14 protein-coding genes are annotated in these 22,206 nt (G+C 70.8%); 3 read left to right on the forward strand and 11 right to left on the reverse strand.

From position 1 onward, the window contains the following. Positions 1-44 precede the first annotated feature (44 nt). From N1032_RS07600 to N1032_RS07650, 11 genes are all read right to left on the reverse strand, one after another. Positions 45-956, reverse strand: a complete 912-nt coding sequence (locus tag N1032_RS07600) for an ABC transporter permease (RefSeq protein WP_259538417.1) — start codon at positions 954-956, stop codon at positions 45-47. Positions 957-967: 11 nt separating this feature from the next. Next, complete coding sequence (locus tag N1032_RS07605) at positions 968-2,176, reverse strand: ABC transporter ATP-binding protein (RefSeq protein ID WP_259538418.1); 1,209 nt, start codon at positions 2,174-2,176, stop codon at positions 968-970. Then, positions 2,176-3,402: an ABC transporter substrate-binding protein gene (locus tag N1032_RS07610; protein WP_259538419.1), complete on the reverse strand. Its 1,227-nt coding sequence runs from the start codon at positions 3,400-3,402 to the stop codon at positions 2,176-2,178. Before N1032_RS07610 ends, N1032_RS07605 begins: the two co-directional genes overlap by 1 nt. 190 nt (positions 3,403-3,592) lie before the next feature. Further along, complete coding sequence (locus N1032_RS07615; protein ID WP_259538420.1) at positions 3,593-4,438, reverse strand: FHA domain-containing protein; 846 nt, start codon at positions 4,436-4,438, stop codon at positions 3,593-3,595. Beyond that, positions 4,435-6,744 (reverse strand): transglutaminase-like domain-containing protein, encoded by a 2,310-nt coding sequence (locus tag N1032_RS07620; RefSeq protein ID WP_259538421.1) that lies wholly within the window; start codon positions 6,742-6,744, stop codon positions 4,435-4,437. The genes N1032_RS07615 and N1032_RS07620 overlap by 4 nt, the downstream gene beginning before the upstream one ends. Next, the gene (locus tag N1032_RS07625) at positions 6,741-8,015 is read right to left on the reverse strand and encodes a DUF58 domain-containing protein (RefSeq protein WP_259538422.1); all 1,275 of its coding nucleotides are present in this window, start codon (positions 8,013-8,015) and stop codon (positions 6,741-6,743) included. Before N1032_RS07625 ends, N1032_RS07620 begins: the two co-directional genes overlap by 4 nt. Beyond that, positions 8,012-8,983: an AAA family ATPase gene (locus N1032_RS07630; RefSeq protein WP_259538424.1), complete on the reverse strand. Its 972-nt coding sequence runs from the start codon at positions 8,981-8,983 to the stop codon at positions 8,012-8,014. Before N1032_RS07630 ends, N1032_RS07625 begins: the two co-directional genes overlap by 4 nt. A gap of 18 nt (positions 8,984-9,001) precedes the next feature. Continuing rightward, entirely contained in the window at positions 9,002-15,034 is a 6,033-nt protein-coding gene (locus N1032_RS07635) for an Ig-like domain-containing protein (RefSeq protein WP_259538425.1), read from the reverse strand. Further along, on the reverse strand, positions 15,031-16,458 hold the full coding sequence (locus tag N1032_RS07640) for a serine/threonine-protein kinase (RefSeq protein WP_259538426.1): 1,428 nt from the start codon (positions 16,456-16,458) through the stop codon (positions 15,031-15,033). Before N1032_RS07640 ends, N1032_RS07635 begins: the two co-directional genes overlap by 4 nt. Before the next feature lie 8 nt (positions 16,459-16,466). Continuing rightward, positions 16,467-17,303, reverse strand: a complete 837-nt coding sequence (locus N1032_RS07645; protein ID WP_259538427.1) for a PP2C family protein-serine/threonine phosphatase — start codon at positions 17,301-17,303, stop codon at positions 16,467-16,469. Positions 17,304-17,335: 32 nt separating this feature from the next. Continuing rightward, complete coding sequence (locus N1032_RS07650) at positions 17,336-18,529, reverse strand: FHA domain-containing protein (RefSeq protein ID WP_259538428.1); 1,194 nt, start codon at positions 18,527-18,529, stop codon at positions 17,336-17,338. 143 nt (positions 18,530-18,672) lie between these two features. Here N1032_RS07650 and N1032_RS07655 point away from each other — a divergent pair, with 143 nt between their 5' ends. The 3 genes from N1032_RS07655 to N1032_RS07665 are packed head-to-tail and all read left to right on the forward strand — an operon-like array spanning position 18,673 to position 22,159. Continuing rightward, the gene (locus N1032_RS07655) at positions 18,673-19,140 is read left to right on the forward strand and encodes an Lrp/AsnC family transcriptional regulator (RefSeq protein WP_259538429.1); all 468 of its coding nucleotides are present in this window, start codon (positions 18,673-18,675) and stop codon (positions 19,138-19,140) included. Beyond that, the gene (locus tag N1032_RS07660) at positions 19,137-20,558 is read left to right on the forward strand and encodes an aspartate aminotransferase family protein (RefSeq protein ID WP_259538430.1); all 1,422 of its coding nucleotides are present in this window, start codon (positions 19,137-19,139) and stop codon (positions 20,556-20,558) included. The genes N1032_RS07655 and N1032_RS07660 overlap by 4 nt, the downstream gene beginning before the upstream one ends. Positions 20,559-20,578: 20 nt before the next feature. Then, on the forward strand, positions 20,579-22,159 hold the full coding sequence (locus N1032_RS07665) for an NAD(P)/FAD-dependent oxidoreductase (RefSeq protein ID WP_259538431.1): 1,581 nt from the start codon (positions 20,579-20,581) through the stop codon (positions 22,157-22,159). Positions 22,160-22,206: the final 47 nt, after the last annotated feature.

Below are 22,206 nucleotides of genomic sequence, written 5' to 3' on the forward strand. Positions count from 1 at the left end.
CTCGAAGGATGCCTGTTCGAAGGCCTTGGCCGGAACGGCGCTGGTCATATCAGGTCCTCCGTTCCCGCGCGGCGCACGTAGACGCCGACGATGATGAGGATCACGGCCATCAGCACGATCGAGAGCGCCGCCGCGATCGGATAGTTCTGCAGCACCAGGAAGTTCGCCTCGATCGCATTGCCGACCATCGCGGTCGACGAACTGCCGAGGAAGTCACGGCTGGCGTTGATGTAGTCACCGGCCGCTGGAATGAAGGTCAGCAGCGTTCCCGACACGATGCCGGGCATCGTCAGCGGGATGGTGACCTTGCGGAACGTCGTCCACGGGCTCGCGTAGAGATCGGCGCCCGCCTCGATGTAGCGCAGATCGAGGCGCTCGAGCGTGGCATACAGCGGCAGCGTCATGAACGGGATGAAGTTGTAGGTCAGACCGAAGATCACCGAGAACGTCGTGCCGGTGAGGTGCCCGTCGGAGGGCAGCACGGCGATCGACTTGAGGAACACGACGATCGGCCCCTCGTCGGACATGATCTGCTTCCACGCCAGCGTGCGCAGCAGGAAGCTGATGAAGAACGGCGCGATCACGAGCGTGAGCATCAGGCTCTGCAGCAGCGGCCAGCGCCTCGCCTTCACCCCGATGAAGTAGGCGATCGGGTAGCTGATCACGAGCGCGAGCACCGTGGCGATGAGCGCGAAGCCGAACGCCCGCAGAATGAGCGGCAGGTATTCGCCGACCGCGTCGGTGTAGTTCTGCCACTGGAACCCCGTGGTGTACTCGCCGATGTCGCCGTCGAGCACCGGCTGCTGGAACGATGTGATGACCAGCGAGATCAGCGGCGCCAGAAAGAACAGCAGCAGATACAGGATGCCGGGAACGAGAAGCACCAGGGCGACGAAGCTCCGTTTGCGCGGCGCCTGTTCGACGACCGCCTGCGACGAGAACGCGGTGAAGGCCATGCCGGTCGCGCCTAGGCCTGTTCGAGTTCTTCTTCGAGCGCCACGCGGCGCTGGATGGCGATCGATTCGGTCGAGGCATCCGGAGCGAACCGCGGCAGATCGCCCGGCTCGTCGTCGAGCCCGAAACCGTGGTCGGCGTTCCACGACACCCACACCTCGGCCCCCACGTGCACGACCGGCCCGAACACCATGTTCTGGGCGAACACCACGAGCTCGCCGATGCCGGGCACCATCACGAGGTATTGCGTGCTCACGCCGCTGAACGAGACATCCGTCACCCGGCCCGGACCGAGCACGTTGCGCCCGGCCTGGGGCGCGGGCGCCGAGGTGAGCAGCGTGACCTTCTCGGGACGCACGCCGATGGCGATCTCGCCCGCGTGACGTTTGGCCCGGGTGCGGGGCACGACGATCGGCACACCGCCCACGTCGACCGTGATCGCGTCGGCGGTGCTGGAGGTGACCGGTCCCGTGAACAGGTTCGACTGGCCGAGGAAGTTCGCCACGAACGCCGTGCGCGGCAGCTCGTAGAGCTCTTCGGGCGCGCCCATCTGCTCGATGCGGCCCTTGTTCATCACGGCGACCGTGTCGGCCATGGTCATGGCCTCCTCCTGGTCGTGCGTGACGTGCAGGAACGTCAGGCCCACCTCGGTCTGGATGGTCTTCAGCTCGAGCTGCATCTGACGGCGGAGCTTCAGGTCGAGTGCACCGAGCGGTTCGTCGAGCAGCAGCAGGGCCGGGCGGTTCACGATGGCGCGGGCGAGGGCGACGCGCTGCTGCTGACCGCCGGAGAGCTGGGCCGGGCGCCGGGAGGCCAGGTGATCGAGCTCGACGAGTCTCAGCGCCTCGTGAGCCTTGGCCACCGGATCGCCGATCTTTCGGCGGCGCAACCCGAAGGCCACGTTCTCGAGGATGGTCATGTGCGGAAAGAGCGCATACGACTGGAACACGGTGTTCACCGGCCGCTGGAACGGCTTAGTCGACGTGACGTCTTTGCCGCCGATCAGGATGCGTCCTGCCGTGGCCTCCTCGAGGCCGGCGACGAGTCGCAGGGTCGTGGTCTTGCCGCAGCCGGAGGGGCCGAGCAGGGCGAAGAACGAGCCGGCGGGGATCGTCAGGTCGAGCGACTCGATCGCGGTGACGCCGGGGAACCGCTTGGTGATGCCGACGAGTTCGAGGTCGGCGCCCTTCTCGGCGAACGATGCAGTGGAGAGCGAGGCCATCAGCTGCCCAACAGCACCTTCTGGAACTGCGCCTGGTAGTCGTTCTCTTCTTGCGGGGTGAGCGTGCGGAACACGTGCACCGTCGACAGCGTCTCGTCGTCGGGGAAGATGAGCTGATTCGAGGCCAGCTCGGGGTCGATCGCGTCCATCGCCTCTTTGGCACCGACCACCGGGGTGACGTAGTTGACCCAGGCGGCGAGCTCGGCGGCCACGGCGGGGTCGTAGTAGTAGTTCATCACCGCTTCGGCGTTGGCCTTGTGCTCGGAGCCCATCGGCACGACGAAGGTGTCGTTCCAGAGGGTGCCACCGGCATCCGGAATCGCGAACTCCCACTTGTCGCCCGCCGTCGCGTTGAGCGAGGTGATGTCACCCGACCAGCAGATGGCGGCGAAGGTGTCTTCGGACTGCAGGTCGTTGAGGTACGCGTTGCCCTTGATGTTGCGGATCTGGCCGTTCTCGACCTGCTCGGTGAAGACGTCCATGGCGTTCGCGAACTCGTCGTCGCCCCACTCCCCCGTGATGTCGGTGCCCTGGGCCAGCATGATGAGGCCCATGGTGTCGCGCATCTCGCTGAGCACGCCGACGCGGCCCTTCAGCGCCGAGTCCCAGAGGTCGTCGACGCTCTCGAGGCCGCCGGGCACCTTCTCCTTGTTCCAGCAGATGCCGGCGAAACCGCCCTGCCACGGCAGGGAGAGGTTGCGGCCCTTGTCGAAGTCGGGGTTCGCGAACGCGGGGCTCAGGTTGGCGATGTTCGGGATGTTGGCGTGGTCGAGCTCCTGGATGTAGCCGTTCCGCACCAGGCGGGCGACCATCCAGTCGGTGAGGCAGACCGTGTCGGCTCCGATGTCTTGGCCCAAGGCCAGCTGGTCTTTGACCTTGGCGTAGTAGCTGTTGTTGTCGTCGACGCTGACGTTGTAGGTGACCGTGATGCCCGACTCGTCTTCGAAGCCGATCAGGGTGGGGTAGTTGCCGTCGTCGTCTTCGTCCATGTAGGCGGGCCAGTTGTCCCAGGTGAGGGTCTTCTGGGTCGACGAGAGGTCTTTCGCGGGGGTGAGCGCCTTCTTCTCGCCGGTGGAGCAGGCCGCGAGCGCGAGTGCCGTCGCCCCGAGCCCGGCGGCTCCCAGGAAGCCCCGTCGCGAGAGCGCCAGCGAGCGGGCCCGCTGCACGGCCTGGGAGTGGCGGATGGCCTGGAGCATCATCGGGTCGTGCGGGGGTCGTAGCGGCATGCTCTTCACGGGTCCTCTCGGTGGCCTGGCAGTGTGATCAGATCGTCGCACACAGGGTCACGTTTTCGACAGCGAACACGACGAAAAACAGCAGTTGGAAACATAGTCTTTACGAAATCAGTGCCGATATCGCGACGACACCGCCGTTTTCGTCTGTCGACGGTTTGGCCTGGTCAGTGCAGTCGAAGAACTAGTGCACGTCGAAGAACTGATCGCCGATGCCGATGCGGGTGCCGCGGGGCACGCGCATCCGCTCGCCCGGCTGCAGGTCGATCGGCTCGAGCAGGAACAGCCCGAAGCGGGTGCCGTTCGCCGAGTTGCGATCGGCGATCCAGAGCGTGTCGCCGTCGACGCCGAACTCGAGGTGCGTCTTCGACACGCTCCGATGCGGGTCGACGATCTGCACCAGGTAGTCGACGCGCTCGTCGGGAGCGGGAATCGGGTTGCGCCCGATCAGACCGCTGCCCGCCACCCGCACGCTCTCGCCCGTGCTGAACACGAGGCTGAACAGCGGCGCCCGGGGCGCGGGGTCGGCGGCGTGCTGGGGAGCGTGGTGATCGGGTCGCTCCGCCGGCGGAAAGACGATCTCGTCGAAGGGCGGGTGACCGAATGCCGGCGGCCCCTCCGCCTCGGCGGGGGGCGCGACGTCGGGCACCAGCGCCGCATCCAGGCCGGGTGACGGCGCCGGCACCGGCACCGACGGTTGGGCAGGTGCTTCCGCCGGCGCCTGCGCGGGCGTTGCCGCGGGTGCCGCCGCGGCTGCCGGCGCGGGCGCGGGCGCGGCCTCGGTGTGCACCTCGTGGAGCGGGGTCGACGTGGGCGCGGGCTCCGGCACGGGCATGGGCGCGGCATGCTGCGGTTGATGGCCGCTCGACTGGCGGGCGGCACCCTCGCGCGCGATCGCGTCGAGCAGGGCCCGGCGGTCGTGGCGCGCGGTGTCGCCGAGGGTCGGTCGCGGCGCGATGGCCGAGGTTCCGCACTCGCCGCACAGCAAGGCGCCGGCCGTCAGAGTCGTGCCGCAGGTTCTGCACTTCACCGGTAGTTCCGCCCCCTCGTGTTCCTGCCATGATACGTGCGCAACGACCTGGTCGACACGCGCGCCAGCAGGCGGGCGATGCGGCCGCGTCGTTCGAGCAGCCGGCGGCGCTCGGCATCCGAGGCCGCCCAGATATCGGCCAGGTCGCGCTCGCTCGGCTCGGCGGGCGAGTAGAGCGCCCCGTCGACCCGCTGGGCTAGCAAGGTGGCCGAGCCGCCGCCGAGGCTCTGAGCGGCCTCCCGGCGGGTCGCGTTGGGCGGCGGAATCGCTTCGGTGTCGGCAGCGGCGTCGGCGGCGGCGTCGAGCACCTCGGCCCAGCCGCCGGCCGCCCGCGACCGGGGCGTGCCGCGGGTGCGGCGGCGAACGCGCCTGCGCCGCTTGAGGGCGAGGATCACGCCGAATGGCGCCAGCACGACCGCGATGGCCGCGAGCGAGATCCCCGCGAGGAGTGCGACGCGGAGCACGGCCGCGAGGGTGTCGTTCGACGCGGGAGGCTTCTCGTCGTTCTGCTGCAGCGGTGCGGAGTCGACCGGGTCGTCGGGCTCGTCGGCGACGGGCGGGATGACCTCGGGGGGCTGCACCGCGGTCGAGGCGTCGTCGATCGCGCTCTGCGGCACCGGCCCGGGAGCGGGAGTCACGTCGAGCGCCACCCAGCCCGCCTCGGCGGTGTCGACCTCGACCCAGGCGGCGGCGTCTCGGCCGTGCACCTCGATCAGGCCCGAGTCGTCGGCCGCGGCATCCGGAACCGTGAAGCCCATCGCGACCCGCGCCGGGAACCCGGCCGCTTCGGCGAGCAGCGCACCGGCAACGGCGTACTGCTCGTCGTCGCCGAGCATCGGGGTGGCCGTCAGGAGCTCCTGGATGCGATCGGCCCCGTGCCCCGAGCGGCTGAACACCTCGCCCTCGCCGCCACTGGAGCGGTAGCCCTGCTGCAGGCCGTCGACGATGCCGCCGAGGCGCTCACCCGGGCTGAGCGACTCGGGCGCCCACTGGGCGAGCCGGTTCGCCACCGCGGGAGGCGCCGCCGGCGGCGGGGTGGCCGACGGGGTGGCGGGTGTCAGGCCGAGGAGGTCATCGGGCGCCGCCGGCCGCCGGGTGGTCACCGTGTAGGCGTCGCCCGGGCCGAGAGCCGCCGTGTCGGCCGCGGTGGCCAGCGCGGGGCTGTAGAACAGGGAGTTCTGCAGGGCGTCGGCACGGGCGGGGTCGGCTGCGTCGGCACGGGCGGGGTCGGCTGCGGCGCCGTCGGTAAGGGAGGCGTCGAACTCGATGGCGACCGGGTCGCCCGTCGTCGGCACCCAGACACCCTCGTAGGAGCCGATGCGGAACACGGCGTCGGTGAGCGGCCCCCCGGATGCCGCACCCACCTCGTCGAGCCGACCGGGCACGCGGCTGAAGAGCGCGGCGGCGTCGCTCGCACCGCCGACGTCGAACACCACGCCGTCGTAATCGTTCATGCGGGCGATCACGATCCTGACGCCGGGCGCGGCCGCCGGCCCGCCCACACTCAGCATCACGGCGTCGTCGTCGGGAGCCTTCAGAAAGGCGCGGAAGCCCGACAGCGGGCTCGCGTAGTCGCTCGGGTCGAACGGCTGTGCCACGAAATCGCGGGCCACCACCCGATCGGGCGCCGGGACGACGACCGCCACGGCGCCGGCCACCACGAGCCCGACCACCACCACCCCTCCCGCGGCCGCCAGGCGGCGTGCATTGACGCGGCCACGCACCACCAGGAGCCAGACGACGACTCCCACGGCGAAGAGCGCGCCGACGGCGACCGGGGCCGCCGGCGCCGTCGCGCCGAGCACGATCCCGGCCACCAGCACGACGGCCGGGAACACCACGGCGACCGCCGGATGCGCGCTGCGGGTGGCGACCGTGACGCCGAGGATCGAGGTGACGAGCAGCAGCACGAACACCGGCACCAGCAACGCCTGGTAGTCGCCGACCGGCACGGCGATGGTGAGCAGTTGCCGCCAGCCGGCCGCCGTGGTGACCACGAGGTCGGCCAGTCCGCTGCCGGTCGGCAGCACCCCCGCCACCGCTTTCGACGGCACGGCGAGGGGCACGCCGAGCAGCAGCCAGGCGGCCACTCCGGCGCCGAGCACGACGTAGCTCGGCCACGACCAGAGGGCGCCCGCGGCCCCGATGGCGACGCCGACGGTGACGGTCACGAGCGCGAGCAGCACGAACGGCGCCGATTCGTAGATCGGCCACCAGGTCGCGGCGGCCGTGAGGGTCAGCGCCTCGAAGACCACCGCGGCCGCCAGGATGCGACTGCCTCGGCCGCGCGTCTGCCGCGCCGTCATGCGCCGACCGCCCGGCTCAGGGTGCGCACGAGGTCGTCGAGGTAGCCGACGCGCGTGATGCGCAGGGAGTCGATGCGCACGAGGGTCGCCTCGGCCTCGGGCTCGGCGACCACGGCGATCACCTCCACCCCCGTCGCGAAGTGCGAGGCCGCGGCTCGCAGCTGCCGGGCGGTCACGGTCGAGCCGCACGCGACGAAGACGACCGAGGCATCCGGGGCCGACTCGCCCACGCTGCGCGCCACCGCCGTGAGCCGGGCGGCGTTCGGCGCCTCGGCGGTGGCGCTGAGGTCGTCGAGCAGGTCGCGAGGGGTGCGCACCCGCAGCCGGCCGCTGCCCGCCACCGCGGCGGAACCCCGGATGCCGGCAGCCGCCGCCGTGCCCGCCGCCGTGCCCGCCGCCGTGCCGCGACGACCGGTGCGCCGGCGGGCCGACCGCGGCTCCCCGGCGAAGACCGACACGGTCGTGCCGTCGGCGATCGCGCGCACCCCGATCGACGCCACGACGCTGATCGCGAGTTCGAACTCGTCGTCGGAGGCGTAGTCGGCCGGGTTGAGCGACTGCAGCACGATGAGGTGGCTGCGCCGCGTCTGCTCGAACTGCCGCACCAGGAACGCGCCGGTCTTCGCCGTGCTCTTCCAGTGGATGTAGCGGCGGTCGTCGCCGGTGACGTAGGGACGCAACGCGTGGAACGACATGTCGCTGTCGGTGAGGTCGGCGGTGGGGATGCCCTCGAGGTCACGCAGCAACCCGGTGGTGCTGACCGATAGGCCGACGGTGGCGGGATGCACGAACAGCTCGGCAGTGCCCGACCGCACCGAGTCGCGACGGGCGAGGCCGATGGGGTCGCGGCGCACGATCGTGACCGGCCCGAGCTGGATGACGCCCCGGCGCTCGGTGGGCACCGACACGACGACCTCGCGCGACCCGCCCGCCGCTACGGCCGGCAGCTGGATGCTCTCCACCCGGCCGCCCACGACGAACTCGGCCGGCTGCGAGCGGCTTCGCCGGCCGGAGTCGTTCGACACCCGCACGGCGACCGTCGCCGGGGTGCCGGCCGTGACCTGACGATCGAGCACCTCGATCGCGATGCGGCCGCGCGTGGCACCGACGAGGAACAGGCTCGCGCCGATCGCGATCGCGAGCGCGAACACCCCCGCCACGAGCAGCTCGGTCCAACCGAAGACCAGGCCGCCCGCGAGGCCGAGAACGGCCATCGAGCAGACCACCCACCCTGCGCCCGAGACCGACACCGGGTGCCGACGCCCGGTCATGCCGCCGAGACGTCCCCGGGCGGCGGCACGTCGAGCAGCACCTGCGAGATCACGCCGAGCGCGGTGACGCCGTCGAACTCGGCCTCGGGGTCGAGCACGAGCCGGTGCCCGAGCACGGGGCCGGCGAGGGACTTCACGTCGTCGGGCACCACGTAGTGCCGGCCGTCGGATGCCGCATACGTCTTCGCCGTGCGGATGAGCGCGAGTGCGGCGCGCACGCTCGCCCCGAGCCGCGTCTCGCCGGCGTCGCGGGTGGCCTGCACCAGGCGCGACACGTAGTCGTTGATCGTGGCGTCGACGTGCACGGTGCGGGCTTCGGCGGCGAGGAGCGTCACGCCCTCGGCGGTGATGATGGGCGGCAACGGATCGCCGTGCGCCCGGTGGGTGGCGCCCTCGAGGATGCGCAGGGTCGTCGCGTGATCGGGGTAGCCGATCGACGTCTTGATCAGGAACCGGTCGAGCTGCGCCTCGGGCAGCCGGTAGGTGCCGGCCTGCTCGATCGGGTTCTGGGTGGCGACCACCATGAACGGCTCCCCCACCGGGTGCGGGTGGCCGTCGACCGTGACGCGCCCCTCCTCCATCACCTCGAGCAAGGCGGCCTGGGTCTTGGGGCTCGCGCGATTGATCTCGTCGGCCAGCACGACGTTGGCGAAGATCGGCCCGGGGTGGAAGGTGAACGACCCGGAGCGCTGGTCGTAGACGCTGACGCCCGTGATGTCACCGGGTAGCAGATCGGGCGTGAACTGGATGCGGCTGCTGGTGCCGCGCACGCTGTCGGCGAGGGCGCGGGCCAGCGAGGTCTTGCCGGTGCCGGGCGCGTCTTCGAGCAGCAGGTGGCCTTCGCTGAACATCGCCGTGAGGGCGAGCCGGATGACGTGCGACTTGCCGTGCAGCGTTCGCTCGACGTTGGCGGTGAGGCGATCGAAGACATCGGCGAATCGCGTCGCCTGCTCGGCCGTCATGGTCATCGGTGCGCACCTCTTTCGTTAGCCACGGTACACATAGTCGTAGGGCTCGATCTCGAGGCGCAGCCAGGGCGCGCCGCTCCCGGTCGACGCCGGCGTGCACGAGGTGGCCGTGACCGTCTGGCCGCCGGGATTGTCGCCCACCGGAACCGAGCCGTCACCGCAGGAGTACTGCGGGGTGAGCGAGCCGTTGGCGGGGCCGTTGACCCAGGTCCAGGCGCCGTCGGCGTAGACCGGCGGCACGGCGAAGTCGAAGGTGAGCGAAGGGCCGGGAGCGGCGACCGGGTCGGAGAACGCGCCGCAGACCTCGGCGCCGCCATAGACGTTGCAGGCCTGCAGCTGGAACCGGTAGACCTCGCCGAAGGCGCCGCCGGTGACACCCCGCGGATAGCCGCCGAGGGTGAAGGCCGTGCGCCCGCGGACGGGGTTGCCGCCGGCATCGACGGGGCGCACGTAGTACCGCGGGTTCGAGGTGGCGTTGGGCGTCGGAGCGGCGTCGACCCGCAGGTCGACGATCGTGTCGTTCTGCACCAGGCTCATGCCGCTCGCGGCGAGGGCCGCGGCATCCACCTGGCCGGGGCTCGGGTAGGCGACGGCCGACACGACCTCCGACGCCACGCATCCGGCGGCGTTGTAGCCCCACACCACGAAGCTGTAGGCGGTGTCGATGTCGGTGAGACCGCCGAATGTGGCCGAGCCCGCGCCGCTGCCGAACTTCTGCTGGGCCACCACCGAGCCGCCCGCACGCGGCGGATCGAGGGTGCCCGGGGCCGGCGACGACACCGAGCACGCTTGCCCGCCTGCGGGCGCCGAGGTCGATCCTGGCGTGAGCTGCTGCACGAAGTAGCCGGCCACGCGGTCTCCGTTGCCGGCGAACTCGTCCCAGGTCACCGTCACCGCTCCCGGGCCGCCGCTCAGGTCGGCGACGGCCGACACCGCCGCGGCCGAGGGGGCGCCGAACGGAGTGCCGGCCGCGGACGCCGCAGGCCAGACCGCCAGCGCCGGGTAGGCGCTGTTGCGGGCGGTCACCGCCACGGTCACGGAGGTGCCGTTGGCGAGACCCTCGATGCGGGTGCCGCAGCGGGTGCCGCTGCAGTTGCGCCCGTCGGCGTCGAGCGTATCGACCGGGCGCCCGTCGACGGCGACGTCGTATTCGCGCACCGGCGAGCCGCCCGGGCCCACGGAGGCGGCCGACCAGGTCACGTCGAGGGCGCTGTCGCGGGGGGTCACGACGAGTGTGCCGGGGGGCGAGGGAAGGAGGTCGCTCCAGACGGGCACACCGTAGGTCGCGGTATCCGAGGCGCCGATGGCGTTGAGGGCGGTCACGCTCACGACCACCGCGTTGGCGGGCCCGTTGCCCGGCGTGCCGACGGTGCAGCTCGTGCTCGCGCAGCGGCTCGTGACGACCGCTCCCGAGTCGGAACGGGCGGTCACGTCGAAGGCGGTGATGGGCGAGTTGTTCGCCGGGCCGGCCGTGAACGCCACCGTCACCGAGCGGTCGCCGAAGCCGGTCACCTGCAGCCCGGTGACCGGGCCCGGTCGGTCGAGCACGGCGATGCGCACGGTGCCCCAGGTGGCGCGCTCGAGGTCGGCGGTGGCGTCGAGCACCTGGTATTGCACGGTGATGTCGGAGGAGGCGGCATCCGGGCCCACAGTCACCTGCAGCACGCTCTTGTCGGCGCTCGGCACGACCGAGACACCGGCGGGCAGCGATGAGGCGTCGGCACCACGCACGGCCAGCACGGTGAGGGGCTTGTCGGGGAACGGGTTCGTCGCGTTGTCGTTGGCGAGCACGTCGACGGTGGTCGTCTGCCCGCGCGGTGCGAGCACGGTGTCGGTCGCGGGAATGGCGAGCGGCCTCGTCGACGGCACGACCGACATCTCGATGCGGCCCGCCTTGCCCGCCGTCGCCCCATCGGAGACACCGATCGTGAACGCGCCCTGCGCGCCCTTCTTGGTGCTCACGTCGACCGTGATCGTGAGACTCGAACCGAGCAGCACGGCACTGAATCCGGCCGGTCGCGGGTCGAGCAACTGATAGCCGAGCTGAGCCGCCGACGTGCCCGAGGGCGAGGTGGTGAGCTTCGCGAGGTCGATCACCTTCTGCTGACCGGGTTCGAACTCGATCACGGCGCCGGTGAAGACCGGAGGCTGGTTCTCACGGGGCGTGACGGTGATGGGCAGCACGAGGGTGGCGGAGCGGGCGTCGGGGCCCGTGCCGTCGGAGACCTCGAACGAGATCGAGGCAGGCCCGTAGTAGTTGTCGGCGCTGCGGAAGGCGAGGGTGTGGGAGTCGGTCACGAGGGCGCCGCCGTCGGCGTGGGTGGCCCGCACCGAGTTGCGATCGCGCACGGCGACATCCCGGCCGCCCACAGCGACCACGTGGGCGGCCAGCGGGATCGAGAGCGTCGCGCCGCTCTCGACCGTGAGCTTCGGGGCGTCGGTGCGCAGTTGCGGCAGGGCGTCGTCGGAACCCGGCACCCAGATCAGGCCGGTCGATCGCACGTTGGGGTCGTCGGGATGCGCGACGCTGAACGGGATGACCTGCCGCTGCGGGTGCACCGTCACCCTCACGCGACCGTCGACGACGCGCGCGACCGAAGCCGACGACGGCAGCACCGACAACCACAGATCGGTCGCCGGACCCTCGGCGAAGAACACGTTGTCGAGCACGTCGACGTCGACCGAGGTGGTGTCGAGGATGTCGGTGAGCGACAGCACCGTGTCGCTCACCTGCGGGCGAGCGAGCGGTGCGTCGGCGCGAACGTCGATGGTGGCGAAACTCGAGCTCGTGCCCCCGCGCGCGTTCGACACGGTGTAGATGAAGCCGTAGCGCCCGGGCTCGGCCGGAGCGGTGAACGAGAGCATGTTGTCGACCACGGTCGCCTTCGCACCGGCGGTCACGGGTGCGATCTCGCTCAGGGTCAACCGGCTGCCGTCGGGGTCGGAGTCGTTCTCGAGCACGCGCACCAGCACGGTCTTGCCCGGACGCACGAGCACCTCGTCGGGGGTCGCGACCGGGTTGCGCGCGCCCTCGAGCCTGGGGCTGATGCCGACCCGGACGGTGCCGGTGGCGCGCGCGCCGAGCCGGTCGAGCACGGTGTAGCTGAATGTGTCGGTGCCGGTCGAGTAGTCGCCCGCGACGTAGTCGATCCAGTCCGCCCCGCTGTCGGTGACCGCGCCCTTGTCGGGCACCGAATCGATGCCGAGGAACTGCACGGAGTCGCCGTCGGGGTCGATGCCGCCGAGCGTGATCGGGATGCGCACTGATTCGCCGGCGATCACCCGGGCCGTCACGAGGGGTGGCACCGGCGCGGCGTTGGCCGTGGCATCCGCTTCTCGCACGCTGATCGTGACGCGGGCGGTGGCCCACTGGCCGTCGGGGGCGTCGACCCGGTAGACGGCGGTGAAGTCGCCAGGTGTGGTGGGGGCGAGATAGCGCAGGTGGGAACCGGAGGTGAAGAGCAGGCCGGAGTCGTCGCCCGGGCTCTGCACCAGGTCGGGGTCGAGGGTGAGCGGGTCTCCGTCGGGATGCACGTCGTTGGCGAGCACCGGGATGTCGACGACGTCGCCGACCCGCACCGCCGCGGTGTCGGGCACGGCCACCGGAGGCTGCCGCTGCAGCGGATCGGGGATGCCCACGACGCTCACCGATCCCTCGGCCTCGGCGAGCCCGTTGGTGACCGTGTAGCTGAACGACGTGCTGCCGGTCTCGAGCGGGCGGGTGAGGGTGACCCTCAGCAGTCGCTGCTCGATGATCTCGACCCGCACGCCGTCGCTCGCCGACACCCCGTCGACCCCGCTGACGATCAGAACGCCACCGGCCGGGTCGAAGTCGGTCGCGAGCACGTCGACCAGCACGGCGGTGTTCTGGCGGGCGAACGCGGCATGCGGCACCGTGACCGGCTTGGTGTTCGCGTCGGGCGCCAGGGTGGTGATGACGCGGATGATGCCCGACGCCGTCTTCGTGCCGTCGGTGACCGCGTAGTCGAGGTTCTCGGAGCCGACCGCCTGCGCCGTGATGCGCACCGTGCCACCGGTGTAGTCGGGGGCGATGGCGAAGCCGTCGTGCGAGGGAACGTTGGTGAGTCGCAGGGCGCTCGTGCCGCCGGTCACGTGTGCGAGTGGCGCGACCTCGACCTCTTCGCCCACGTGTGCGAGCATCACGAACCCCTTGGCGACGAGCGGAACGTCGACGGGCTGGTGCACCTCGACCGCGATCGAGCCGGCGGTGGACGACTGTCCGTCGCTGACGACGATGGACAGATCGCGGGCTCCGGCGCCCTGGCCGGCGTCGGAGTAGGTGACGACTCCCGCCGGGGTGAAGGTGACGGCGTCGGGGGCCGCGACGTTCGCGCTCTGCAGATAGAACGCGTCGCCGTCGGGGTCGAACCAGCCGGTGCGGATGTCGGCCTCTCCGCGGCCGCCGACCGGCACGTCGATCGTCTGACGGGTGGTCTGCACCGGCGCCGAGTTCTCGCCGGGGATCCTGACCGTCACCCGCACGGTGGCGTCGGCGGTGCCGCCGCGGCCGTCGGAGATCGTGTAGCCGAACGAGATCTCGCCCGCAGCATCCGGGGGCAGAGTGAGCTGCAGCTGCTGGTCGTCGCTGATCTTCTCGACGCCGAAGGTCGCGTCGTCGGGCACCCGCACCGAGTCGACCACGATGACGTCGCCATTCGGGTCGAAGTCGTTCTGCAGCACCGGCAGCACGGTCGAGCGGCCGGGACGCGCGCCCAGGGCGTCGTCGGTCGCGACCGGCGGGCGTTGCAGCGGGTCGACCTCGGCCGGCTGGTCGGTGGCGGTGTCGTTCGACGGCTGGTCGGGCGAGGTGTCGGGCAGAAGCGCGCTCCAGTTGTCGATCGCCGCGTTCTGGCGCGTGACGTCCCACGAGCGTCCGGAGACGGTGTCGCTCAGCAGCACACCTCCGCCGCCGTTGGTGCGGAAGGCCAGGTCGTCGCCGGCCACCGCACCCTCCAGCGCGCCCTCGGTCGGTGCCTCGTCGCCGCATCGGCTCCACGACCGCCCGTCACTCCAACCGGCGTACCAGCAGCCGGCGACCTCGAGCGGCGACACCGACGTTCCCGCGTGGCCGTCGGAGAGCACCTGCACCGATCCGTCGGTCAGCGAGACCTCGACGAGCGACTGCGGGGTCGCGATCAGCACTCCCCCGTGCGCCGCCGACGGGGCCTGCAGCCACGCGCGCTCGGGGGCGGTCGCCGGGGCGGAGGCGGCATCGTCGGGTGCGGCGTCGTCGGGTGCGGCATTCTGTGCAGCGTCGTTCGGTGCGACGGCGCCTGCTGCGCCGGTGGCGGCGGCGCCGTCGAACGCGACGTCGAAGGCGGCGTCGCGGGTGATCAGCCGCCCGGCCGTGCGGTCGAGAACGACCCAGCGGTCGCCGACGGCGGTGATCGACAGGTCGTCGTCGGCGTCGACCCCGATCGGCCACGGGGTCGCCTCGTCGGCGCCCGCGGCCGGGTCGACGCCGATCACCGAACCGGTCGCGGCCGACACACCGAAGACCGTGCCGCCGGCCGAGACCGCCGTGTCACCGCCCGCGCCGAGCGTGAGGTCGGGCGGGGCCGCCGCGTCGAAGGCGGCGAGCGAGTCGGTGTCGGTGATCCAGACGTCGCCGGTGGTGTGCGACGTGATCACGGCGACGGATGCCGCGAGCGCGAAGTCGACGTCGCCCACCGGCAGCGAGACGGTGTCGGCCACGGCGGCGCTCGACGTGTCGATGATGCTCGCCTCCGCCCGGCCGAGATCGCTGACCACCACGGTCTGGCCCGACTGGCTCACCGTGAGCGAGCCCGACTCCATGCGCACGGCCGTGTTGAGCTCGGCGATCTGCGGGTTGGCGCGGCCGGCGGCCTGGCGAACGTCGCTCGTGACCCACACGGAGGCGTCGTCGAGCTCGACCTTCTGGGCGGTGTAGCCGGTCGACGTGGCCGCGGCGACCGCCACGAGTGCCGCGACGACCGTGGCGGAGGTCACCGTGGTGACGAGGGAGCGGTGCGAGGTCAGCCACGCCATGGCGCGGGAACGGGGGATCATTCCACGGCTGCGCACTTCTCGGAGCTCAACGGGCCGGACCTGCCCGACCGAACGACGGCGACCGAGATGCAGATCGACCCGTCGTCGGTGGGGATGGCGGCGAACTCGTTGCTCCGCTGCACGGAGTTCTGCCCTGTTCCGGTGACCACGCGATAGCTGTCGCCGGAGCCCAGGCCCGGGTCGTCCCACGAGAACAGGATGCGGCCCTCGTTCGCCGCGGCCCGGATCTCGCCGACCCGCGGGATCGACCGCCCGGCATCCTGCAGCGACCAGGCCACGACCCCGCCGGCCACCAGCAGCACCATGAGTGCCGCGGCGCCGACGACCCAGGCGATCGCCCCACGGCGCACGGGCGTGCCCGCACCGGTCTCGGCGCCGGAACCGCCGCGCTCACTGCGACCCGTCGACCCCGACGGCGTGCGTGACCCGTTCGAGCCCGAACCGCCGGAACGCGTCGCCGCGGCGCCGGCATGACGACGGCGTCGAGGGGCGGCCGTGCCGGCGTGGATGACCGTGCGTTCGTCGACGTCGCGCGCGTAGTCGCTGGCCCATTCGGCCATCGCGATGTCGGCGCTCGTCTGGGCCAGCCCGAGCTCGCTCTCGACCGATTGCAGCTCGCGCAGGAGTTCGAGCACGGAGCCCTGGCGGTCGGCCGGGTTCTTCGACATGCCGCGGGCCAGGATGCGTTCGAGCGACACGGGCACGTCACGCCGGCCGATCGGCGCGAGGCGGGATCGGAGGATGCGCCGCGCGAGATCGCCGGGCGCCGACTGCGTTCCCGGCTGCTCGAACGGCGAGCGGCCCGCGAGCAGCGAGTAGAGGGTGGCCGAGAGGGCCCACACCTCGGAGGCCACCGTTCCCTGCGTGGCTTCGGAGACGACCTCCGGCGCCGACCACGGGATGGAGAGCCCCACGGCGTCGACCGGCGCGTGGCCTCTCGTGGTGGCCGAGATGCCGAAGTCGCTGAGCACCGGGGCGCCGTATGCCGTGATGAGAATATTCGACGGCTTCACGTCTCGATGCAGGATGCCCTGCTCGTGAGCCGTGTGCAGCGCCGCCGCGATCTTGACGCCGATGCGCAGCACTTCGGCCACCGGCAACGGTTCGCGGCGATAGGTCTGGCCGAGCGACGACGAGCACAGTTCCATCACCAGATAGGGCCGGCCGTCGGACGACACACCGGCTTCGTAGACGGTGAGGATGGCGGGATGCGCGCTGAGCTTGGCCATCAGGTCGGCTTCGACCTGGAACATGCGGCGCACCTGGTCGTTCACGACCTCGGGCAGCATGACCTTCACGGCCACTTGGCGGCGCGGCATGTTCTGCTCGAACAGGAAGACGTCGGCGAAACCGCCCGAACCGAGAACACGAACGGCGGTGAAGCCGGGTAACGGAGGGGGCGGTGAGGGCAGACGGCGAGGCATGGCGACTCTCACCCCCGGCCGAAACCGCGGCGCGGCGCGGGAGCCTCGGCGGAATCGGTCGTCACGGAGTCGGACTCGACGTCGACGACGACCACCGTCACGTTGTCGCGACCGCCGTTGGCCAGCGACGCGGTGACGAGTTCGGCGGCGGCACGCTCGGCGGTGGGCGTGGTGGAGAGGTAGTGCCGGATGCCGAAGTCGGTGAGCTCTTTGGTGAGGCCGTCGGAGCAGATCAGGATGCGCTGCCCGGCGACCACGGGCAGGCTCAGGTAGTCGGGCACCGGCTTCTCGTGGAACCCGACGGCGCGCGTGATGACGTTGCTGTCGGGGTGGTGCTCGGCCTGATCGCGGGTGATGAGCCCGGCGTCGATCAGCTCTTGCACCACCGAGTGGTCGATCGTGAGCTGTCGCAGCTCGCCGTCGGCGAAGAGATAGACGCGCGAGTCGCCGATGTTGAACACGGTCCAGGCGAGATCGTCGTCGACCTCCGACAGCGCGACCCCGGTCACGGTGGTGCCGGTGCCGAGGGCGGACTCGTCGCCCACCCGGTCGATGTCGGTGAGCGCCTTCGACAGCGCCTCTTCGATGGTGGCCGGGGTGGTCACCGCGTCGGTGATCTCGCCGAGTCGCTCGACGACCGCCGCGCTGGCGATGTCGCCGGCGGAGTGGCCGCCCATGCCGTCGGCCACAGCGAACAGGGGAACGTCGGAGATCGCGCTGTCTTCGTTGACGGCGCGCCGATTGCCCTTGTCGGTGAGCGCAGCCCACGACAGAGTGACACGGCGGGGATGCGCGCCTTCGCGCGTCACGCTCACGCGCGCGCTCGTTCGACCGATCTGGGTCACGGTGACCAACTCCTGATAGCTATCCGGGAATCCTAAAGGGTGATCCCGGTGATTCCCCGCTCTCGCGCCACGATGTGGATAACGTTTCCGTCGCCAATTTCGACGATAGCCGACCCGGATGCCACGACCGAATCCCCCTGCCGCAACCGCACCGTCGGGCGGCCGTGCACACGCACGGTCGTGCCGTTCGTCGAGCGCAGATCGGTGACCACCACGGTGCGGCCGCTGCGCGCGATCTCGACGTGATTGGCCGAGACCTCATGGTCGGGAGAGGGCACGGCGATGAGCGTCTGGGGTTCGCTCGACACCGTGCGCCTCGGCTGCGGATTGCGGCCGATGACGACCGCACCCGTGAGTTCGAACGTGGGCTCGTCGCCGACCTTGAGCTCGAAATACGGCTGCGGTTCGGGTCGGATGTCGGCCTGAGGCGGGATGTCGGCGAGGTCGAGCGACCCGAGGGTCAGGTCGGCGGGAGCGAAGCCCGCCGCCGCGACCGTCTCGCCGCCGGCCGGGTCGGCGTCGCCCGCGAGGTCTCGGGCGGCCGGGTCGGCGTCGCCCGCAGGGTTTCCGGCGCTCGGGTCGGCGTCGCGCACAGAGCTCTCGGCGCTCGGGTCGGCGGAACTCTCGGCGGTGCGCGCCGTGGTTCTCCCGGCGGCCGTCTCGGCCGTCGGTTCCGCCGTCGTCTCCCCCGGACGGTGCGTGCTGCGCTCGTTCACCATGTCGGCGGCCGATGCGGCCCACAGCACCCGGGAGGCATGCGCGATGCCGCGATCGAGCCCGCGGGCATCGGCCGGCACCCGCACCGACGACTCCGGCACCGGGGGCAGGGCGCCGGTCGAGATACCGGTGACCGCCGGGAACTCGCCGAGCGCCCAGGGCTCCGCTCCACCCGAGCCGAAACGGCGCGAGCCGCCTACCGAGAGCAGGTCGACCGCGGCGACGCCCCGCGCGACCACCGTCGCCGTCCAATCGAGCGGCGGATGGGCGGGATCGACCTCGACGCCGTCACCCGGCTCGAACCGCACCACCGAGAATGACAGGTCGGGCGCGGTGCGGATGGGGATGCTGGACACGACCGGTTCGAGCGCGGCATCCGGAGCGTCGAGTGCTTTCCAGATCGCCTGCACGACGGCTTCGGAGGCGCGCGCGGAGATGGTGACCACGGTCGGCCACGCCGCCAGCACCGTCCACTCCCCGTCGGCGGGAACGAAACGCAGACTCCCCATGCCGTCACGGTACTACCCGTCGCCACTCCTCCCGGTGATCTCGGACAGCAGCCGACGCGCCTCACCGACGATTTCAGCATTCGAAACGTGACTTTGCTACGGATTCCCTTGCTGGCGCCGGGTTCACCTGCCAAGATCGAAGCATGAGCACGAAGCCACGCTCCCCCGCGCTCGACGAGACCTCCAAGGCGATCATCGAGCAGCTCCAAGACGACGGCCGGCGCTCCTATGCCGAGATCGGCAAGGCCGTGGGGCTCAGCGAGGCGGCCGTTCGCCAGCGGGTGCAGAAGCTCACCGAGTCGGGTGTGATGCAGATCGTGGCGGTGACCGATCCACTGCAGCTCGGCTTCTTCCGACAGGCGATGATCGGCCTCAAGGTGTCGGGAGACACACGCGTCGTGGCCGACGCCCTCGCCCGCATGCCGTCGGTCGACTACGTGGTGCTCACCGCGGGCACCTTCGACATCCTCGCCGAAGTCGTCTGCGAAGACGACGACGACCTCATCGCCCTGCTGAACTCCGAGATCCGGCAGCTCGAGGGCGTGCAGTCCACCGAAACATTCGTCTATTTGAAGCTGCACAAGCAGCTCTACAACTGGGGTACACGATGACAACCACCGAACAGCCCGTCTCCTCGTCAAGCGCCCGGGCATCACGGTCCGACGCCGATCTGCAGCGGATGGCGAAAGACCACCTGTGGATGCACTTCGCCCGCCAGTCGGTCATGGAAGACGGCGGCGGCGTTCCGATCATCGTCAAGGGCGAGGGTCATCACATCTGGGACTCCAAGGGCAAGAAGTACATCGACGGCCTGGCCGGCCTCTTCACGGTCAACGCCGGCCACGGCCGGCGCCGCCTGGCCGAGGTGGCGGCCAAGCAGGCCGAAGAGCTGGCGTTCTTTCCGATCTGGTCGTATGCGCATCCGTCGGCCATCGAACTCGCCGACCGGCTCGCCCACTACGCCCCGGGCGACCTCAACCGCGTGTTCTTCTCGACTGGCGGAGGCGAAGCCGTCGAGACCGCGTTCAAGCTCGCCAAGTACTACTGGAAACTGCAGGGCCGCCCCACGAAGCACAAGGTGATCTCGCGTGCCGTTGCCTATCACGGCACGCCCCAAGGCGCCTTGGCTATCACAGGCATTCCCGCCATGAAGGAGATGTTCGAGCCCGTCACCCCGGGAGGCTTCCGGGTGCCGAACACGAACTACTACCGCGCGAAGGAGGCCGGCTTCGAGGGCACCGTAGAGGCGTTCGGCCTGTGGGCCGCGAATCGCATCGAAGAGATGATCCAGTTCGAGGGCCCGGAGACGGTGGCCGCCGTCTTCCTCGAGCCGGTGCAGAACTCGGGCGGCTGCTTCCCTCCCCCTCCCGGCTACTTCCAGCGGGTGCGCGAGATCTGCGACAAGTACGACGTGCTGCTCGTGAGCGATGAGGTCATCTGCGCCTTCGGCCGCATCGGCAACTACTTCGCGTGCGACACCTACGGGTTCGAGCCCGACATGATCACCTGCGCGAAAGCGATGACGAGCGGATACTCCCCCATCGGCGCGACCATCGTGAACGAGAAGGTCTATGAGCCGTTCAAGCACGGCCAGACCGCGTTCTACCACGGCTACACCTTCGGCGGGCATCCGGTGTCGGCTGCCGTCGCCCTCGAGAACCTCGACATCTTCGAGGAGGAGCGCCTCAACGAACGGGTGCAGGAGAACTCGCCGATCTTCCGGCAGACCCTCGAGAAGCTGCACGACCTGCCGATCGTGGGCGACGTGCGCGGAGACGGCTACTTCTTCGGCATCGAGCTCGTGAAAGACAAGGCGACCCGTGAGACATTCGACGACGACGAGTCGGAGCGACTGCTGCGCGGATTCCTGTCGAAGGCCCTGTTCGACGCCGGTCTCTACTGCCGCGCCGACGACCGCGGCGACCCCGTGATTCAACTCTCGCCCCCGCTCACCATCGGGCCGAGCGAGTTCGACGAGATCGAGCAGATTCTGCGCAGCGTTCTGACGGAAGCGTGGACCCGGCTCTGAGCGACGACCGACTCCGGGGAATGGTCGACGGGCCTGCCGACGGGCGCTTCGGCGACGGGCGTTCCGGCGCCCGAGCCGACGGGCGCTCCGCGCATCGCGACGTGTCGTTCTGGTTCGACTCGCTCGCCGAATCGGGTCAAGACGCCCTTGCGCCGCGGGCCCCGCTCTCGGGCGACAGCTCGACCGGCGTGTGCATCGTCGGCGGCGGACTCACTGGATTGTGGACCGCGTACTACCTGAAGAAGGCCGACCCGTCGCTGCAGGTCACGATCGTCGAGAAGCACGTCGTGGGCTTCGGCGCCTCGGGCCGGAACGGCGGCTGGTGCTCGGCACTCTTTCCTCGCTCGACCGATTCGCTGCGCCGGGAGTACGGCGACGACGCGGCCCGCGCCATGCGGGAGGCGATGATCGACACCGTCGACGAGGTCGGACGGGTGATCGACGCGGAGGGCATCGACTGCGACTTCGTCAAGGGCGGCACGATCGTGTTCGCGCGCGACACCGTGCAGCGCTCCGCCGCGATGACGGAGGTCGACGAGGCCCGGCGGTTCGGCGTGGATCGCCTCGAGCTCGTGACCTCGGGATCGCACGACGACCCCCGCTCGCGCGCTCTCGCCGCCACGTCGTCGCTCGCCGCCGCGTTCGACCCGGCGTGCGCACGGCTGCACCCGGGCAAGCTCGTGCGGCAGTTGGCGTCGGTGCTCGAGGCAATGGGCGTGGTGATCGCCGAGCAGACCGAGATCGTCGAGTGGGCACCGCATCGCGCCCTGTTCTCGGGTGCGGGTGGGGATGGTCTCGTGTCGTGCGACCAGCTGGTGCTGGCGACCGAGGCCTATGGCTCGCAGCTGCCGGGAGTCGGACGCCGCATCATGCCGCTGTATTCGCTGATGATCGCGACCGAGCCGCTGCCCGACGATCTGTGGGAGGAACTCGGCATCGAGCACGGCATGACGTTCAGCGATTACCGCCACCTGCTCATCTACGGCCAGCGCACTGCCGACAATCGGTTCGCGTTCGGCGGCCGCGGTGCCCGCTATCACTGGGGAAGCTCCATCAAGCCCGGTCACGACCGGGTCGCCAGGGTGTTCGACCACTTGCAGAGCGCCCTCGGCGACCTGTTCCCGGCCGCACGGAACGCGCGCTTCACCCACCGCTGGGGCGGACCGCTGGGCGTGGCACGCGACTGGCACCCGACGGCGAGCTTCAACCCGCGCACCGGAGTGGCGTTCGCCGGTGGTTACGTCGGCGACGGATTGAGCACCACGAACCTCGCCGGCCGTACCCTCGCGGTGCTGATCGGGGACGCGAGAGGCGTCGCGACCGATGTATCGGGCCCGACCAGCGACGCCCCGACCGCGCTGCGCCCGACCTCGCTGCACCCGACCTCGCTGCACCCGACCTCGCCGGGCCCGACCTCGGCCGCGACCCTTCGCACGCTGCCCTGGGTCAATCACCTGTCGCCCAAATGGGAGCCTGAGCCCCTGCGATTCCTGGGCGCCAACCTCGGCCTGGTGGGAACGGGCGCGGCCGACCTCGAAGAATCGGTCACCGGGCGCCGATCGATCGCCGCCCGGCTGCTGGGACCACTGACCGGTCACTGACTCGGCGAAGGCGGAGGCGCGGGCGGAGTCGCGACGTCTCTGCCCGT

This window comes from Herbiconiux daphne (assembly GCF_024979295.1).
Taxonomy (GTDB): domain Bacteria; phylum Actinomycetota; class Actinomycetes; order Actinomycetales; family Microbacteriaceae; genus Herbiconiux; species Herbiconiux daphnes.

What these genes read in the sequence shown, in the direction of transcription:
- N1032_RS07600 (WP_259538417.1), bottom strand. Translation starts at nt 956, where the DNA reads ATGGCCTTCACCGCGTTCTCGTCGCAGGCGGTCGTCGAACAGGCGCCG.
- N1032_RS07605 (WP_259538418.1), bottom strand. Translation starts at nt 2,176, where the DNA reads ATGGCCTCGCTCTCCACTGCATCGTTCGCCGAGAAGGGCGCCGACCTC.
- N1032_RS07610 (WP_259538419.1), bottom strand. Translation starts at nt 3,402, where the DNA reads ATGCCGCTACGACCCCCGCACGACCCGATGATGCTCCAGGCCATCCGC.
- N1032_RS07620 (WP_259538421.1), bottom strand. Translation starts at nt 6,744, where the DNA reads ATGACGGCGCGGCAGACGCGCGGCCGAGGCAGTCGCATCCTGGCGGCC.
- N1032_RS07625 (WP_259538422.1), bottom strand. Translation starts at nt 8,015, where the DNA reads ATGACCGGGCGTCGGCACCCGGTGTCGGTCTCGGGCGCAGGGTGGGTG.
- N1032_RS07630 (WP_259538424.1), bottom strand. Translation starts at nt 8,983, where the DNA reads ATGACCATGACGGCCGAGCAGGCGACGCGATTCGCCGATGTCTTCGAT.
- N1032_RS07635 (WP_259538425.1), bottom strand. Translation starts at nt 15,034, where the DNA reads ATGATCCCCCGTTCCCGCGCCATGGCGTGGCTGACCTCGCACCGCTCC.
- N1032_RS07640 (WP_259538426.1), bottom strand. Translation starts at nt 16,458, where the DNA reads ATGCCTCGCCGTCTGCCCTCACCGCCCCCTCCGTTACCCGGCTTCACC.
- N1032_RS07650 (WP_259538428.1), bottom strand. Translation starts at nt 18,529, where the DNA reads ATGGGGAGTCTGCGTTTCGTTCCCGCCGACGGGGAGTGGACGGTGCTG.
- N1032_RS07655 (WP_259538429.1), top strand. Translation starts at nt 18,673, where the DNA reads ATGAGCACGAAGCCACGCTCCCCCGCGCTCGACGAGACCTCCAAGGCG.
- N1032_RS07660 (WP_259538430.1), top strand. Translation starts at nt 19,137, where the DNA reads ATGACAACCACCGAACAGCCCGTCTCCTCGTCAAGCGCCCGGGCATCA.
- N1032_RS07665 (WP_259538431.1), top strand. Translation starts at nt 20,579, where the DNA reads ATGGTCGACGGGCCTGCCGACGGGCGCTTCGGCGACGGGCGTTCCGGC.